The organism is Streptococcus sp. HMSC034E12 (genome assembly GCF_001835915.1).
GTDB lineage: Bacteria > Bacillota > Bacilli > Lactobacillales > Streptococcaceae > Streptococcus > Streptococcus vaginalis.
The window spans coordinates 57673-74615 of the sequence record NZ_KV826440.1; the positions used below are offsets into that span (position 1 = coordinate 57673).

Sequence of the window (16943 nt, forward strand, 5' to 3'; positions counted from 1 at the left end):
TATTTTACATGATCTGCTAATTCTTTTTGTATTTTAATGATTCAGCATGAGTCACATCAGATATTCCACTTTAATAACTATGGTTAAGTTATTAAACATAACCTGTCAGCCAAGACCGAAGGAACTGATAGAGAAATGCCACGCGTCACGACAAATACCTATTTCCAATTTTAGAATACCTTCAATTTTTAAACTGATTGTTTAAAATTATATCACAATTTTGGTTAATTGTAAAACCAATTGTCAGAATATTTTTATCATAATTGAACTTTTTTTGTTTTTCTGTTAAAATTTATCTAATTTTTTTCAATTATTTAACATGATCTGCAAGTTCTTCTTGAGCCTTTTTATTAGACTCTGTGCGCTTTTTATTCCATTTTTCCATGGCCTTCTTGTATTGATTTTGAGTCACAGGCTCATCTTGGATTTCAAGGTATTTATAGAAAATTGTTTCACTATTTCCCTTGTTTCCTGACCAAGCAAAGGCATTACTAAATGGTACTGTACGAGAAAGAATTGGGCGACCCGTTAGTGTTGTTGTTGGAATGACCAATGCATTATCAGTCAACCAAGCTTGGGCTGCAGCATATTTTTCATAGCGTGCATTCGTATTGTTGGTTTCTTTTTCAGCCTCATTCAACAACTTTTCATATTCGTTCATACCAACTTGTGCTGCAGCAGCGTTGTTCGTGCCTGCATCAAATCCTAGATAAGTCTTAGTGCTTTCACCGCTTGAAGGTTTGATAACATCAAGATAGGTAGATGGGTCTTGGAAATCTGGACTCCAACCAACATTATCAGAAAGATCCCAATCTTCTGCAGCTGCGGATTCGGCAAAGTAAGTGATATTATTCACGTCGTCTTTAGACATTTGTTGAATATCAATCACAACATTTTCTTTCCCAAGATTTTTTTCAATCGATTGTTTCAATGATTGCACACGTTGAACTTTATTAGTTGCTGTTTGGTCAACTGGCATATCAATGTGGATTGGGAATTGAACACCGTCTGCTTGAAGCGCTGCTTTCGCTTTCGCTAATTTTTCTTTAGCTTTAGTTGGATTGTAAAGACCATCTTGCGCATCATTTAAGTTGACATCTTTCCAACTTTCATCATAACCAACTAATTTTTCTTTGACCAATTCTCCAAAGCTCTTGTCATCTGTTTGAACAAATGTTGGCGGTACAAAGAGATTACGGAGCATCTTCGTCGCACCGTCTTTACCATTCACCTGTGATGCATAAGCTGTGCGGTCAAATGCAAAGGTAATCGCTTGACGGAAATCCTTGTTTAGCAAAGCTTTCTTAGTAGAAGTCTTTTGAGCATCTGTTGTCTTTGAAGTATGTTTGTAAGATTGACGGTCAATGTTTGTAGCTACTAGGTAAGTCGTTGCATCTTGCGGAGTATAAACGATGTTGTTTTTGTATTTCTTGCTGACAGAAGCATAACTTGGACTTGTTGGAAATACTTTGGCATTGGTAAATGAGCCATCACTAAATCCTTTAGCAAGTTTGTCTTGGTCTTGACCATCATAGTAGGACAACTTGATGTTGTCAATGTGCACATTCTTCTTATCCCAGTAGTTTGGATTTTTAGCAAATTCAACAGATGATTTCGCTGTGATAGATTTCAGCAAGTATGGACCATTATAAAGAAGACTAGATGGGTCTGTTGCTTGTGCAAATTTATTGCCTTTTGATTTCAAAAATTCTGCATTAACTGGTGCTAGAACGCCCATTGTTGTTTTAGAATTCCAAAAGCTTTCTGGTCGATTAAGCGTGTATTGAACCGTGTAATCATCAACTGCTTTGATACCGACAGAAGAGAAATCTTTATTTTCACCCTTCATGTAAGCATCCAAGCCTTTGATTGAATCTTGCACCAAGTAAATAGCTTCAGATTTATTATCCGCAGCATATTTTAAGCCTGTCACAAAGTCTTGTGCCTTAACTTCTGCATACTCTTCGCCCTCTGATGTGTACCATTTCACACCCTTACGAAGTGTATAAGTATAAGTCAAGCCGTCCTTGGAGACTGTCCAATCCTTCGCTACAGAAGGAACTAGATTTCCGTAACGGTCATTTTCCAAGAGTCCGTCAATGGCATTACTGGTAAGATTTGCAGTGGCTGCTTTCCCAGTTGTCAAATAGTTCAGGTTATCTGGATCTTGCTCATAAATATATGAGAATGTTTTGTTCCCCGAGCTTGTTTTAGAGCCAGAACAAGCTGCTAGAGCTCCTGTTGCAAGCAAGGCTAGCGCTGCAAGGGTAATGATTTTACTTTTCTTCATGAATATTCCTCCCAAAATCATTATTTTTATACATTCTAGCACACAAAACATAAAAAGTAAATAGAATTTTCTAAATTTTATGACATATTTTTTAAACCTAGTATCAAAGGAATTATATTAACCTTACAATTTCATGGATAGAAAAAAGCAGGTTTTCCTCACCTTTTAGTAAGTTTTACCTGCTTTTATAGGTTGTATTATTTTACATGATCAGCTAATTTATCTTGAGCTTTTTTATTAGACTCAGCTTTTTCTTTTTGCCATTTCTTATTAGCTGCTTCATAGTCTTTCTTAGTGACAGCATCGTTACCAACTTTAATGTATTTGAAGTAGGTTGAGCTACCTTTGCTACCTGTTTGCGCAAATGGACCTGAGAATGGTTCGATACGTGAAACAAATGTTGCTGCACCCGTTGAAGCCATTGTTGGTAAAATCAAAGAGCTATCTGTCAACCAAGCTTGTGCTGCTGCATATTTTTCATAACGTTTTGCAATGTCTGTTGTTTCTGCACCTGCTTCATCGACTAATTTATTATATTCGTCCAAGCCAACTGCTTTAGCACCAGCATTTTCACTACCAGAGTCAAATCCAAACCAAGTTTTCGTATTATCAGAAGATGTTGATTTCAAAATGTCAAGATAAGTAGATGGGTCTTGATAGTCAGGAGTCCAACCAACGATACCTGAGAGATCCCAATCTTCGCTAGCTGCATTCGGAGCATAATAAGTGATGTTCATTACATCATCTTCTGACATCATATTCAAGTCCATGACAACATTTTCTTTGCCAAGCACTTTTTCAATAGATTGTTTCATAGATTGTATACGAGCAACAAAGTTTTTAGAAGTTTCAATTACAGGAACATCTATGTGGATTGGGAATTGCACACCTTGAGCTTGCAATGCTCCTTTTGCTTTTGCAAATTTCGCTTTTGCTTTGTCTGGATTGTACAAACCGTTTTGTGAATCTGCTAATTTGACACCCTTCCAGTCATCACCATAGCTAGCTAATTTTTCTTCTACAACATCGCTAAATGATTTTTCTCCAACTTGGACAAAGTCAGACGGTACAAACATATTGCGGATTGCTTTAGCAGCGCCATCTTTACCATTGACTTGTGCAGCGTAAGAATCGCGGTCAAGTGCAAAGTTCAAAGCTTGGCGGAAGTCTTTGTTCAACAATGCTTTTTTCGTTGAATTTTTTTGTTCATCTGTTTTTTTAGCAGTGTGGTTGTATGTTTGACGGTCAATATTAAGTCCTAAAACCGCTGTTCCTGCACCTGCTTCTGATGTATAGATATTGTCTTTGAAGTCCTTTTCAAAAGTTGCAAAGTTTGAACTTGCTGGGAAGAGACGTGCATACGTATAAGCGCCATCTTTAAAGTTACGTGCTAATGAGTCTTGGTCTTGACCATCATAATAAGCCAACTTGATGCTATCAACGTTTACATTATCCTTATCCCAATAATTGTTGTTTTTAACATATTCTACTGCAGACTTAGCTGTAATAGCTTTCATAAGGAATGGACCATTGTAAAGAATGGAACTAGGATTCGTTGATTGACCGAATTTATCTCCCTTAGATTTCAAAAATTCTGCATTGACTGGCCAAAGAATAGCTGACGTTGTTTTTGAATTCCAGTAAGGTTCTGGTTGGTTCAATGTATACTGAACAGTATAATCATCGACAGCTTTCACGCCTACAGTTGAAAAGTCTTTTGTTTGACCATTTACATAAGCATCCAAACCTTTAATTGAGTTTTGAACAAGATAAAGAGCTTCTGATTTCTTATCAGCAGCATGTTTCAAACCAGTTACAAAGTCTTGCGCCTTAACTTCTGCATATTCTTCGCCTTCTGATGTGTACCATTTGGCATCCTTACGAAGTTTATAAGTATAGGTTAAACCATCTTTTGATACAGTCCATGACTTAGCCATTGATGGTACAAGATTTCCATATTTGTCATTTTCTAACAATCCGTCAACTCCATTTGTCACAAGATCGCTAGTGGTTGCTTTTCCTGATGTTACATAATCCAAAGTTTCTGGATCACCAGTATATACATAACCAAACTTTTTTTCTGTGGAGTTCGATTTTGAACCCGAGCAAGCAGCTAAAAGACCAGACGTTAAAAGAGCAAGCCCCGCAACTGCGATGATTTTACTTTTTTTCATAGTTACCTCCGAAAAGTATGATATATTCTATATTATACTATATCTTCATAAAAAGTAAAGAATTTTCAAACAAATCTTTCAATAAAAAACGTTGTTGTGAGCCGAAATGCTTTCAAACAACGGACTCACTTCTCGTATCCTATTGATGGATACATTGCCTTTTAGGTTATTTCCCCTCTGGGTGAATGACATACGTTTCAAAATCCAGATTCGGCATACATTCTGCTAAATCGTTCTCAATGCGCTTCAGTGCTTCTAAACGCATTTCAACAGATGTATGAGCATTTCCTTGAATGATAAAAATGGCATTCTTTGTCTCATCATCAAATTTATAATGTTCTCCATCACGAACGTCCAACCACGCTAGAATACCTTTTTTATCACGATAGATGTAATCCGTGGGAGAAACATGTTTTTTCGTAGATAAAATCGGCAGAAAAACGTCTTCATTTTGGCTAACAGTAAACTCTATCTGCTCCTCTATTTTATCCAAATCATGCCCACCGATGGCTAATAAAGAATGTAAAGATTCAACATTATAAATATCAATAATACTATTAATATTCGGGATGGATCCACGATGTCGAATATTCCGAATAAGCGCCAAAACGGTAGGAGGATTCTTCTTGACACTACGTCCGACACTTTGCAACAAATCCTTGTAGCCTTGAATAACTGGAGTATCAGACACCTCATCTATATCGCAATTCAATGCCCACTTTTCCATCTCTTTTTGCTTTTTCAAAAATGAAGCAGGTAAAGGTGCATGTGGATCTACATTTTTAGCGATGCCAATAACCACATTTTTAATTCCAAGCATTGCGAGACTTTCATTCAGTATAAACTTCATCATGATCCACCTCCGTTTCATTATTTATTGAGCTCATCAACTATTCAAATTGTATCATTTTTAGGAGAAAATTTCTTACTTTAGTTTTAAAATGCTGTCTTTCATTCATATTGACAAATTTTTCTCCTATGAGAAATGCTAAAAAGACTGGAATTGCTTCCAATCTTATTTCTCACTATTTTCAACCGCAGCTGTAACAAAAGCTGTGTAAAGTCCTTCTGGACGATTAGGGCGGCTGGATAATTCTGGGTGATATTGACAAGCCACAAAGAATTGATTTTCTGGAATTTCAACAATTTCTACCAGACGATTATCAGGTGAAACTCCTGAGAAGACAAATCCTGCGTCTTCAAATTGTTGACGGAATTCATTGTTAAATTCGTAACGGTGGCGGTGACGACGCTGAACAACTTCTTGATTATCATAAGCTGCAGCGGCTTTGGAACCACGTTTCAACTTAGACGGATAAAGTCCTAAGCGAAGCGTTCCTCCCATATCTTCTACATCAATCTGATCACGCATCAAATCAATAACAGGATGCTTCGTATCAGGATTTAATTCTGAAGAATTAGCATCTTCAAATCCTAGCACATGGCGAGCAAACTCAACACAAGTCAACTGCATACCAAGGCAAATTCCAAGCATTGGCACATCATTTTCACGCGCATATTGAATGGTCGCAATCTTTCCTTCGGTTCCGCGATGACCAAATCCCCCCGGCACAATAATACCGTCTGCATCTTTCAACAATTCGGTGACATTTTCAGTTGTGACATCATTTGCATTGACCCAATTCAGCTTGATTTCTGCATCATTGGCATAACCAGAGTGCTTGAGAGCTTCTACAACAGAGATATACGCATCTGGCAACTCCACATATTTCCCAACAAGCGCAATTTTTACTTGTTTCTTCAAGTTCATGACTTTATCAACCATAGCAGACCAATCTGTCATATCTGCTTCTGGCACGTCCAACTTCAAGTGATCACAAACGATTTGGTCCATGTTTTGTGCTTGCAAATTCAGCGGAATTTGATACAAATGTTCCACATCTAGCGACTCAATCACTGCTTCTGGTGCTACATCACAAAATTGTGCCAATTTGTTCTTAATATTTTGGCCAGCCGGTTTTTCAGTACGAATAACAAGCATGTTCGGTTGAATTCCAAGACCACGCAATTCTTTTACAGAATGCTGAGTGGGCTTCGTTTTCATTTCCCCAGCAGCTTTCAGATAAGGAAGCAATGTCGTGTGGATATACATCACATTATCTGCACCAACATCTGCCTTCATTTGACGAAGTGCTTCTAAGAATGGCAAACTTTCAATATCTCCAACAGTTCCTCCTACTTCTGTGATAATCACGTCAGAGTCGGTTGTCGTTGCAGCGCGTTTAATCTTTTCTTTCAAAGCATCTGTAATGTGTGGAATGACTTGAACTGTTGCTCCAAGGTACTCACCTTTACGCTCTTTTCGAAGAACTTCACTATAAATCTTACCAGTTGTGACATTTGAATATTTATTTAGGTTAATGTCAATAAAACGTTCATAGTGTCCTAGATCTAAGTCTGTTTCTGCGCCATCGTCTGTCACGAACACTTCCCCGTGTTGGTAAGGACTCATCGTTCCTGGGTCAATATTGATATAGGGGTCAAACTTTTGAATGGTTACCTTAAGACCACGATTTTTCAAAAGACGGCCAAGACTTGCTGCCACAATCCCTTTACCGATTGAACTAACTACACCACCTGTAACAAAAATATATTTTGTTGCCATAAATACTCCTTATCTAAAATACAACGTCCATTGCTTTTTAAGACGTGTTCATGAATAGCAAAACAAAAATAGCTCCCTAGAGCTAGGGAGCTTCGACTTCTTAAAAGAAGTGCCCAATATTATAATATCGCAGAATAAAACTTTTGTCAAATAAGAAAATAAGAATATATCATTAAATTTGACTATTCTTCATCTTCTCCATCTACTTCATCGTCAGAATAATCTTCGTCCTCTTCATTGAGTTCGACTTCTTCACCTAAATCATCAGGTGCAATTTCATTGATTTCAGCATCATACGCTTCAACTTCACTCTTCTCGTCGTCCGGATTGTCCTCGTCATAATTAAGGGCAGGGTCTGCTTCGTATGAGTCTTCATCTTCTGGATCATCGTCATTGTAATCAATGGCATCTTCATCTCCGTCCATAAAGGCGTTCACACGTTTCTTCTTCCGTTTCTTCGGAGTTTCTTCATCATCTTCTTCAAGTGTGATAATTTCTTCATCCACCTCGTCAATCGCATACCATGAACGCAAGCCCCATTTGTTATCTCCAAGAGGAATGAAACTGCCGTCTACATTTAGCTCTGTATAAAAAAGTGGCAAGGCTTCACGAATATCACTATTTGATTTTTCAAGGTAATTTTGAATTTCATTGACAAGATCATTAAAATACATTTCATGATGACGACCACGCGTTTCTAAGATAGCACGCGCTACTTCAATCATAGAAAGTTCACTTTTTTCTTGTCCAGCAAATACTTCTAATTCCAAAGTCGATCTCCTTTTAAGTCTGAGGGCTTCTGCCCTGTTAGCTCTCAAATATTTAATTTATTGAATTTTTCGCTACTTTTTATTGTACGATAAAAATCTTCTTTCGTCAAAAGAATTTTATCTTCTATTCAAGAAAATCACCATTTTTACCAAAATGACTTCCGCTTTTATATAAAAAGAAGCAAAAAGGCAATTCAGCCAATTCTCTGACTGAACTTGCCTTATGTTATCGCTCGATTATTTTACTTTTGCAGTACTTGTAATCAATTCAACGGCTTTTTTAATCACAATATCATGTTTCAACATATCTGCTGAAAGAAGTTGACGAACGCGTTCTACTTCCATATTGTAATCAGCGGCAAGAGAAGCAATTTCTGCTTCAATATCTTCATCACTTGCTTCAAATCCTTCTGCTTTCGCAACAGCTTCAATCACAAGGTTTGTCTTAGTACGTTTTTCAGCATCAGCTTCATGTTGCTTGTGAAGATCTTCTTGCGTTGTACCAGTAATTTGGAAATACATATCTGGTGAAATACCTTGACGTTGCATGTTTCCAAGGAATTCATTTACAGAGCGGTGAACTTCTTCGTGAACCATTTCTTCTGGCAACTCAACGATTTCTGCATTTTCTACTGCAAGATCAAGCGCTGCAGATTCGACTGCGTCATCAAAAGCAATTTCTTTTGATTCAGCTAATTCTTTGCGGTATTTTTCTTTTAATTCGTCAAGTGTCTCAACATCTTCATCAATGTCTTTCGCTAGTTCATCATCTAGTTCTGGAACTTCTTTTTCTTTGACTTCATGAATGGTTGTAACAAACTTAGCATCTTTACCTGCAAGGTCTGTTGCTTGATAGTCTTCTGGGAATGTCACGTTTACTTCTACTGTTTCACCAGCAGCATGTCCAACCAATTGATCCTCAAAACCCGGAATGAATTGACCGCTTCCGAGTTCAAGTGAGAAGTTATCTCCTTTACCGCCGTCAAATTCAACGCCGTCAACTGTTCCAACAAAGTCAATCACAACTGTGTCGCCATTAGCAGCCTTGTCTTCTTTCAATACTAGCTCTGCTAAATTGTTGCGTTCGCGTTCAATTTTTGCGTCTACATCTGCGTCAGATACTTCTTTAGAGACATCAACAGACACTTCTAGATTTTTATATTCACCTAATTTTACTTCAGGTTTTGTAACCACTTCAGCGGTAATAGTCCAATCTTGACCTTTTTCCATAGACGCCACATCAAATTGTGGTTGAGCAACAACTTCAATTTCTGCTTCTTTAACAGCAGCTTCATAAGCAGCTGGGAGAAGGGCGTTTAGTGTGTCTTGGTAAAGAGCTTCTTCCCCAAATTTTTGGTTAAACACCGGACGAGGAAGATGACCTTTACGGAAACCTGGTACATTCAGAGTTTTCTTAACTGAGTTAAACACGCGATCCAATTCTGGCTTGATTTGTTCTTGACTGATTGTAAATGTCAAAACTCCGCGATTTGTTTCTTTGTTTTCAAATGATACAGACATTCTGTCATTTCTCCTTAAAATTTATTGAATACAATCAATTATACCATAAATACACGTTAATTCACAAATTTTCTAATGAAAATTTAATGATTTTCCATCAACTTGTTTATTTTTCTCTTTATGCTTTCCGAATTTTATCCTTTTGGTAAGCAGCACGTACTCCACCGATTAGCTTAGGGCGACTGGCAAGAGCAGTCACATGCGCTTCTCCTAATTCTCTCAAAATTGGTCGAACTGGGATTTGGACATGTTTGATATGCATACCAATCGCTGTATCTCCGATATCTAGCCCCGCTTGAGCCGTAATAAATTCCACTTCAACTGGGTTGTTCATATATTTAAAAGCTGCTAATTGACCACTTCCACCAGCATGAAGAGTTGGCAAGACATTGACAATTTCCAGGTTTTGTTTTTGCGCCAATTCTTTCTCCACGACCAAAGCGCGATTCACATGTTCACAGCCCTGAACCGCCAAGTAAATTCCGCGAACTGACAACGTATCCAACATAGTTTTGACAATAACTTCTCCCACTTCTTGACTGGAATTTTTTCCAATATGCCCTCCAATCACCTCACTGGAAGACAAGCCCAGTACAAAAATATCACCGGAAGAAAGAGCTGATTTTTCTAAAACATCTGTTAAAATGATTTGTGTTTGTATTTTCAATTCTTGTAAATCCATGATTTCACCTCGTTTTAATTGTATTATAAATGATTTTTATCGCTTTTACAAACTGAAATTCTTAAAAGTAAAAAGGGCACAACGCCCCTTATTTACTTTATTTTTTCAAAACATCTGCCAACAATTTATTCAAAATAGCTCCGGCAATCATTCCTAAGGTATTTTGGCAAAAGTTAGGAAATATTTCTGGAAAAGCTGCTCCCCAACCATGCATAATCGTGGAAGCGAGAGCATAACCTCCTACCATAACAAGCGTCGCCAATACTAAACCAAGATAGCGACTTTTTTCTTTAAAACCTGCAAAATAGCCTTGTAGACCATGAAAAATCAGGCTGAAAAACATCCACTGAGGATAACCCGAAATCAAATCAATAAGAAATCCGGCTAAACCACCAACAATTGCTCCTTCTTTTCTACCAAAATAAAAGGCGGTAAAGAAAATTCCTGCATCAAGGAAAGTTAAAATCCCTGTTGGTGTTGGAATTTTCAAATAATAGCCCAAAACAACTGTCAATGCAGCAATCATGGACAAAAGAACAAGTTTATATGTCTGATTTTTTTTCATATTGAACAACCCCATATTGATCTGAATGTTGGATAGCTTGATAAACAAATTTTTTGGAAATTTGAACAGCTTCAAAAGTTGATTTTCCTAGTAATAGCTGACTGGCAATGCTAGAAGCAAAGGTGCAGCCAGCACCCGTGTTATTGTTTTCTAAAACAGGTGATTCCAAAATTTGAAATTGTTCGCCGTCATAAAAAACATCTATCGCTTTTTGAGCATCTAAGCGATTTCCTCCTTTGATAACAACGGATTTAGCACCCAAGGAATGGAGAAGTTTAGCCGCTTCTTTGACATCCTCCAATGTTTGCAACTCTTTTTGAACTAACAGTTCGGCTTCTGGTAAGTTGGGCGTGACGATGCTTACGTAAGGAAAAAATTTAATCAGTTCATCTCGAAGTGCCGAAACCTCCACATCATGGGTTTCCTTGCAAACTAAGACAGGGTCTAACACAACAGGAGTCTCTGCATGAGCTTTCACAAAATCTAAAGCCAAATCTGCCACTTCTACATTGGGCAAAAGCCCCAATTTAATAGCTGAGAAAGGTACATCCTTGAGAGAATTGAGCTGCTGAGCAAAGACGGTCGTGTCTACAGGAACAACCTCAAAACCTTGCTCTGTCATAGCGGTCAAGCAAGTCACCGCCACAAAACCATGCAGTTGGTTGACCGTGTAGGTTGCTAAATCAGCATGCAGTCCGCCACCACTAAAAATATCATTTCCTGATATAGCTAAAATAAAGTTATTCTTCATATCGTATCTCCTTTAGATAAAGTCCGTTTGGTGCTGCTGTTGGTCCAGCCAAATGACGATTTTTCTCTGTTAAAATTCTATCAATCTGCTCAACTGGCATTCGTCCGTTGCCAATCTTCAGCAATGTCCCGACCATATTGCGGATTTGCTTATATAAAAATCCATTGCCAGAAAAAGTAAAAATCAGAAAATTACGTTTCTCATCAAAGCCTAAGCGTGCTTCTGTAATCGTCCGAACTTTATTTTCCACACTAGTCCCTGAAGCTGTGAAACCCGTAAAATCGTGAGTTCCTTCGAGCTTTGCAATAGCATTTTTCATTAAAGAAATGTCCAAAAGATAAGGAAAATGGGTTGCATAATGGCGCATCATAGGATTTTTAGGACGCCCAATATCCACTATAAATTCATAGGTCTTGCTGTGTTTACAATATCTTGAATGAAAATCTTCATTCACCTCTTCTACGCTAATAAAATCAATGTCTTCTGGTGTCTGCGTATCAAGTGCGAAACGTAGTTTTTCTTCATCCCTTTTTTGTGGTAAATTAAAATGAATTACCTGCCCCAAAGCATGAACGCCACTGTCTGTGCGTCCAGCTCCATGAACGATGACAGGCTTTCCTCTATTGATTTTAGTTAAAGTCTTTTCAATCTCTTCTTGGACGCTGCGAGCATGAGGTTGCCGCTGAAAACCAGCAAAATCATGACCGTCATAAGAAATAATCGCTTTATATCGTGTCATGTGTTTATTGTAACAAGAAAAAAAGCCCCTCGCAAGACTGTAAAAACAAAACTGTCTGGGTACAGATTGGGCTTGACAAGACTGACAAAAGACTATACACTTAATTAGCTAAGGAGGAGCCAAATGGCAGAAGATATTAGTTACACAAACGGGCATCAACGCTTTCGCTATCGAGCAGCCGCTATCATTATTGAAGAGGGAGCTATTTGCTTCATGAGCAGTCCTTCCGAAGACTATCATTACTCCGTTGGTGGAGCTGTTCAATTTGGCGAAACAACCGAAGAAGCTGTTCTTCGAGAGGTTATAGAAGAAACTGGACAGCAATATGAAATTGACCGCTTGGTCTGCTTTCACGAAAATTTCTTTTCAAATTCAAACGGTGTCTTAAGAGGGTTAGATTGCCATGAAATTTGCCTATACTATCTTATGAAACCAAAAGGAAAACAATTCCAAAGTCAAATAGAGGACGAAACAGTTCACTAGATTCCTATTCAAGAATTAGAAAACCACAGGGTATTTCCAACCTTCATTCCACAGATTTTAAAAGGATTAGATATGGGAATACAGCATATCATTACAAAAAATGGAGAACAGAAAAACTGATCCCCATTTATTTTATTCTCCTTCAAAGGCATCTTTCATTTTATCAAAGAAGCCTTTCTTTTTAGGAGTAACGGTTATATTTCCAGCAGCAGCAAAATCTTTCAATGCTGCTTTTTGTTTGTCATTAAGTCCTGTCGGTGTCACAACGTTGACCGTGACATATTGGTCTCCCATGCTACCACCACGAAGACTTGGCGCTCCTTTTCCACGAAGACGGAATCGTTTGCCTGTTTGCGTTCCTTCTGGAATGGTTAATTCCACATCTCCGTGAACAGTCGGAATTTCAACGCTATCACCTAAGGCTGCTTGAACAAAGTTGAGGTTCAGTTTGTAATAAATGGTAGAGCCATCTCGCTCAAATTTATCACTTGACTCCACCTGAACGACAACATATAGATCTCCGTACGGTCCACCATTGAAACCAGCCTCACCTTGACCAGACAAACGAACTTGTTGACCAGTTTCAACACCTGCAGGGATTTTCACATGAACACTATGGGCTTGTTTTTCATGCCCTGTCCCATTGCAGGTTTGACAAGGGTCTTTGATTTCTTGTCCGCGCCCATGGCAGACATCACAAGTGACTTGACGACGCATCATGCCAAGTGGAGTTTGCGTGTCCACATTGATGACACCAGATCCGTGACAACGACTACAAGTTATTGGGCTAGTTCCTGGTTTCGCACCCGAACCGTGACAAGTATGGCAAGTCGCCTCACGATTGTATTTAATTTCTTTATCTGTACCAAAAATCGCTTCTTCAAACTTAAGGTTGACCCGATATTGCAGATCATCCCCTTGACGAGGTGCGTTGGGATTGCGACTTGCACCACCTCCACCAAAGAAGCTAGAGAAAATATCTTCAAAGCCACCAAAGCTAGAACCGTCAAAGCCACCAAAACCGCCAGCTCCACCGCCGAAGCCTCCATTAGCACCCGCAGCACCATATTGATCATAGGCTGCCCGTTTTTGCTCATCACTCAAGGTTTCATAAGCCTCTTGGACTTCTTTGTATTTCTCTTCAGCACCCGGTTCTTTATTGATGTCTGGATGATATTTTTTTGATAATTTCCGATAGGCTTTCTTAATCTCATCCTGAGATGCGTTTTTTGAAACGCCTAAACGGTCGTAAAATTCTGTATTATTCATAATATAAGATACAAAGGGCGTTAAGCGGGCACAGCCAAAATAGGAGTTTTGACGAAGAAGCCAGAGATTCTAGGAAAAACTATCTTTTTGGCACAGTCCGTAGCCCGTGTTCAGTTACGAACACTTTCCTTTCGTTTTAATTTAACAGAACGAACTTTTTTAGGGCAGGTTCAATTCTAAGATTCCATTATCCAAAAACAGAGGTTGGTTTATCAACCCCTGAATTTATCTGTTACAAATCGGCTACAAGTAAGATTGAGCAAGCACTAAAATATAATCCGCAATCGTTCTTTCCAAGATGTGACAAAGGAGGTCTTAGGATTTTCCTGAGGCACTCCCATCTCATCGTTACGACGGGAAAAGACAAAGACGATTTTTTCTTTGTTTTCGAGCTAGTAAGCCGCCTAGCTCGACCGCCTTATAGTGGCAAGCGTTAGCAGATGAACTGCTTCGAGTAGCCATTTTGCTTTGGCGTCTTATTTCTCAGTAAACTCACCGTCTACGACATCATCACCTTTGTTGTCGTCTGTATTTGTTTGACTTGCTCCTTCTGCTCCTGCTTGAGCTTGTTGGGCTGCAGCCGCTTGTTCGTAAAGTTTCACAGCGAGGGCTTGAGCTTTTTCATTGAGGGCTTCAAGTTTTGATTTCATGTCATCCAAGTTGTTGTTTTCTTGGGCTTTTTTCAATTCATCAAGAGCAGCTTGAGCAGCGTCACGTTCTGCATCAAAGCCTTTGCCTTCTGTTTCTTTGATAGTCTTTTCAGTCGCAAAGATAGCTTGATCCACTTCGTTGCGAAGATCTACTTCTTCTTTACGTTTTTTATCTGCTTCGGCGTTTGCTTCTGCATCTTTCATCATGCGGTCAATTTCTTCATCTGTCAAACCTGAGTTCGATTGGATAACGATATGTTGTTCTTTTTGCGTACCAAGGTCTTTAGCCTTAACAGACACGATACCGTTTTTGTCAATATCAAATGTTACTTCAATTTGAGGGATACCACGAGGTGCAGCAGGAATGTCTGTCAATTGGAAACGTCCAAGTGTCTTGTTATCTGCTGCCATTGGGCGTTCACCTTGAAGAACATGGATATCCACAGCTGGTTGGTTATCAGCAGCAGTTGAGAACACTTGTGATTTAGAAGTTGGGATAGTTGTGTTGCGGTCAATAAGTTTTGTAAATACACCACCCATAGTTTCGATACCAAGTGACAACGGTGTTACGTCCAAAAGGACAACGTCTTTAACATCACCAGTAATCACACCACCTTGGATAGCAGCACCCATAGCAACCACTTCGTCAGGGTTTACAGATTTGTTTGGTTCTTTACCAGTTTCAGCTTTTACTGCTTCCACAACGGCTGGGATACGTGTTGAACCACCAACAAGAATAACTTCATCAATTTCTGACAAGCTAAGACCAGCGTCAGACAATGCACGACGAACAGGTTCTTTTGTGCGATCCACAAGCTCACGAGTCAAGTCATCAAATTTCGCACGTGTCAAGGTCATTTCTAAGTGGAGAGGTCCAGCTTCTCCCGCAGTGATGAATGGCAAGCTGATTTGAGTAGACGTTACACCAGAAAGGTCTTTCTTAGCTTTTTCAGCCGCATCTTTCAAACGTTGAAGAGCCATCTTGTCAGTTGACAAGTCAATACCATTTTCTTTCTTGAATTCTGCTACCAAGTGGTCGATAATCTTTTGGTCAAAGTCGTCACCACCGAGTTTGTTGTCCCCTGCAGTAGCTAACACATCAAAGACACCGTCGCCTAATTCAAGGACTGACACGTCAAATGTACCACCACCAAGGTCAAATACAAGGATTTTTTCTTCTTTATCTGTCTTATCCAAACCATAAGCAAGAGCCGCTGCTGTTGGTTCGTTGACAATCCGTTCTACTTCAAGACCAGCGATTTTACCAGCGTCTTTGGTTGCTTGACGTTGCGCATCGTTGAAGTAAGCAGGAACTGTGATAACTGCTTTGGTTACTTTTTCACCAAGGTAATCTTCAGCATAGCCTTTCAAGTATTGAAGAATCATAGCTGAGATTTCTTGTGGAGTATATTCTTTTCCATTTGCTGAAACTTTTTCAGAAGTGCCCATTTTTGATTTAATGGAGATAATCGTATCAGGGTTTGTCACTGCTTGACGTTTTGCTGCGTCACCAACGATGATTTCACCGTTTTTGAAAGACACAACTGATGGTGTTGTACGGTTACCTTCTGGATTTGCGATAATTTTGCTTTCAGTTCCTTCAAGAACTGCAACTGCTGAATTTGTTGTACCTAAGTCAATACCAATAATTTTGCTCATTATTTTTTCCTCTTTATTTAGAATTTCTTTTTTGATACTCTTCTTAAGTGGCGACACCATCAGAGCTTGACTAAGTCAATCTCTTTATTAAAGTTTGTGCAGAGAGCGCCACGGCGAGGAGTATCGCCAATTGTTCGCTTCGCTCACGGTTTAGCAGAGCGAAAATATATTTTCTTTCTTCATAGTTTACCGTCGTTTCGGACGAGATTTTTTATTCTGCTACTACTACCATAGCTGGTCTTAGGAGACGTTCATGGAGTTTGTAGCCCTTTTGGAAGACTTGTGCGATGCTTCCAGCTGGGTGATCATCATCTGCCGGCACCGTCTGAATAGCCATATGGAAGTTGTGATCAAATTCACCGTCTGTCGGAACTTCTTCAATTCCTTCATCTTTAAGAGCGGCAATCAAGCTTTCTTGAACCATTTCCAGGCCTTTTTTGACATCCTCAGTCAATCCCTCAACAGCCAAGGCGCGTTCTAAGTTGTCCAACGAAGGAAGGATTGCTTTCCCTAAGTCTTGGCTACGATATTTCTGCAATTGCTGACGCTCTTCATTTGCTCGGCGCTGAATATTTTGCATTTCAGCAGCTGCACGAAGATATTTGTTTTCAAATTCGTCTGCACGCTCATTTGCCAAGTCCAATTCGGACTTCTCAGGAGCTACCTCTGTTGTTTCTTCAGACGTTTCTTCTACCGAAACGTCCTCTTTTTTTGCTTCTTCTTGCTGTTTTTCTTCTGCCACTAGGCACCTCCTTATGGTATTT

General features: G+C 39.1%; 13 protein-coding genes and 1 pseudogene. 1 reads left to right on the plus strand and 13 read right to left on the minus strand.

Features of this window, described 5'->3' with window-relative positions; translation table 11 throughout:
• Nucleotides 1-310: 310 nt before the first annotated feature.
• The 10 genes from HMPREF2574_RS05075 to truA all read right to left on the minus strand — a co-directional run bounded on the left by HMPREF2574_RS05075 (nucleotide 311) and on the right by truA (nucleotide 12118).
• Complete coding sequence (locus tag HMPREF2574_RS05075) at nucleotides 311-2290, minus strand: peptide ABC transporter substrate-binding protein (RefSeq protein WP_070812239.1); 1980 nt, start codon at nucleotides 2288-2290, stop codon at nucleotides 311-313.
• A gap of 197 nt (nucleotides 2291-2487) precedes the next feature.
• Nucleotides 2488-4464, minus strand: coding sequence for a peptide ABC transporter substrate-binding protein (locus HMPREF2574_RS05080; protein WP_070812240.1), 1977 nt, complete (start codon nucleotides 4462-4464; stop codon nucleotides 2488-2490).
• 166 nt (nucleotides 4465-4630) lie between these two features.
• Nucleotides 4631-5317, minus strand: coding sequence for a B3/B4 domain-containing protein (locus tag HMPREF2574_RS05085; RefSeq protein ID WP_070241965.1), 687 nt, complete (start codon nucleotides 5315-5317; stop codon nucleotides 4631-4633).
• 162 nt (nucleotides 5318-5479) lie between these two features.
• Nucleotides 5480-7090, minus strand: coding sequence for a CTP synthase (locus HMPREF2574_RS05090; RefSeq protein ID WP_024052704.1), 1611 nt, complete (start codon nucleotides 7088-7090; stop codon nucleotides 5480-5482).
• Between the two features lie 182 nt (nucleotides 7091-7272).
• Nucleotides 7273-7860 (minus strand): DNA-directed RNA polymerase subunit delta, encoded by a 588-nt coding sequence (gene rpoE, locus HMPREF2574_RS05095; RefSeq protein WP_003035581.1) that lies wholly within the window; start codon nucleotides 7858-7860, stop codon nucleotides 7273-7275.
• Between the two features lie 237 nt (nucleotides 7861-8097).
• Nucleotides 8098-9381 carry a trigger factor gene (tig, locus tag HMPREF2574_RS05100; RefSeq protein ID WP_003035482.1) on the minus strand — a complete coding sequence of 428 codons (1284 nt, stop codon included), beginning with the start codon at nucleotides 9379-9381 and terminating at the stop codon, nucleotides 8098-8100.
• 118 nt (nucleotides 9382-9499) lie between these two features.
• Nucleotides 9500-10063: a TIGR01440 family protein gene (locus HMPREF2574_RS05105; protein WP_070812241.1), complete on the minus strand. Its 564-nt coding sequence runs from the start codon at nucleotides 10061-10063 to the stop codon at nucleotides 9500-9502.
• A gap of 97 nt (nucleotides 10064-10160) precedes the next feature.
• A complete protein-coding gene (locus tag HMPREF2574_RS05110) occupies nucleotides 10161-10628 on the minus strand; it encodes an ECF transporter S component (RefSeq protein WP_042754123.1) in 468 nt (155 codons plus the stop codon).
• Nucleotides 10606-11379 (minus strand): bifunctional hydroxymethylpyrimidine kinase/phosphomethylpyrimidine kinase, encoded by a 774-nt coding sequence (locus HMPREF2574_RS05115; RefSeq protein ID WP_024052708.1) that lies wholly within the window; start codon nucleotides 11377-11379, stop codon nucleotides 10606-10608. Before HMPREF2574_RS05115 ends, HMPREF2574_RS05110 begins: the two co-directional genes overlap by 23 nt.
• The gene (gene truA, locus HMPREF2574_RS05120) at nucleotides 11369-12118 is read right to left on the minus strand and encodes a tRNA pseudouridine(38-40) synthase TruA (protein ID WP_070812242.1); all 750 of its coding nucleotides are present in this window, start codon (nucleotides 12116-12118) and stop codon (nucleotides 11369-11371) included. The genes HMPREF2574_RS05115 and truA overlap by 11 nt, the downstream gene beginning before the upstream one ends.
• 123 nt (nucleotides 12119-12241) lie before the next feature.
• Here truA and HMPREF2574_RS05125 point away from each other — a divergent pair.
• A pseudogene (locus tag HMPREF2574_RS05125) lies at nucleotides 12242-12721 on the plus strand (NUDIX hydrolase).
• A 12-nt stretch (nucleotides 12722-12733) separates the two neighbouring features.
• On the opposite strand, the gene dnaJ reads toward HMPREF2574_RS05125, so the two are convergent.
• From dnaJ to grpE, 3 genes are all read right to left on the minus strand, one after another.
• Nucleotides 12734-13870 (minus strand): molecular chaperone DnaJ, encoded by a 1137-nt coding sequence (gene dnaJ, locus HMPREF2574_RS05130; protein WP_024052711.1) that lies wholly within the window; start codon nucleotides 13868-13870, stop codon nucleotides 12734-12736.
• Nucleotides 13871-14346: 476 nt separating this feature from the next.
• Entirely contained in the window at nucleotides 14347-16179 is a 1833-nt protein-coding gene (gene dnaK, locus HMPREF2574_RS05135) for a molecular chaperone DnaK (protein WP_070241972.1), read from the minus strand.
• A gap of 211 nt (nucleotides 16180-16390) precedes the next feature.
• Entirely contained in the window at nucleotides 16391-16921 is a 531-nt protein-coding gene (grpE, locus tag HMPREF2574_RS05140; protein WP_003026205.1) for a nucleotide exchange factor GrpE, read from the minus strand.
• Between the last annotated feature and the right edge of the window lie 22 nt (nucleotides 16922-16943).

What these genes read in the sequence shown, in the direction of transcription:
- HMPREF2574_RS05105 (WP_070812241.1), bottom strand. Translation starts at nt 10,063, where the DNA reads ATGGATTTACAAGAATTGAAAATACAAACACAAATCATTTTAACAGAT.
- HMPREF2574_RS05110 (WP_042754123.1), bottom strand. Translation starts at nt 10,628, where the DNA reads ATGAAAAAAAATCAGACATATAAACTTGTTCTTTTGTCCATGATTGCT.
- truA (WP_070812242.1), bottom strand. Translation starts at nt 12,118, where the DNA reads ATGACACGATATAAAGCGATTATTTCTTATGACGGTCATGATTTTGCT.
- HMPREF2574_RS05115 (WP_024052708.1), bottom strand. Translation starts at nt 11,379, where the DNA reads ATGAAGAATAACTTTATTTTAGCTATATCAGGAAATGATATTTTTAGT.
- tig (WP_003035482.1), bottom strand. Translation starts at nt 9,381, where the DNA reads ATGTCTGTATCATTTGAAAACAAAGAAACAAATCGCGGAGTTTTGACA.
- HMPREF2574_RS05085 (WP_070241965.1), bottom strand. Translation starts at nt 5,317, where the DNA reads ATGATGAAGTTTATACTGAATGAAAGTCTCGCAATGCTTGGAATTAAA.
- dnaJ (WP_024052711.1), bottom strand. Translation starts at nt 13,870, where the DNA reads ATGAATAATACAGAATTTTACGACCGTTTAGGCGTTTCAAAAAACGCA.
- HMPREF2574_RS05090 (WP_024052704.1), bottom strand. Translation starts at nt 7,090, where the DNA reads ATGGCAACAAAATATATTTTTGTTACAGGTGGTGTAGTTAGTTCAATC.
- dnaK (WP_070241972.1), bottom strand. Translation starts at nt 16,179, where the DNA reads ATGAGCAAAATTATTGGTATTGACTTAGGTACAACAAATTCAGCAGTT.
- HMPREF2574_RS05080 (WP_070812240.1), bottom strand. Translation starts at nt 4,464, where the DNA reads ATGAAAAAAAGTAAAATCATCGCAGTTGCGGGGCTTGCTCTTTTAACG.
- HMPREF2574_RS05075 (WP_070812239.1), bottom strand. Translation starts at nt 2,290, where the DNA reads ATGAAGAAAAGTAAAATCATTACCCTTGCAGCGCTAGCCTTGCTTGCA.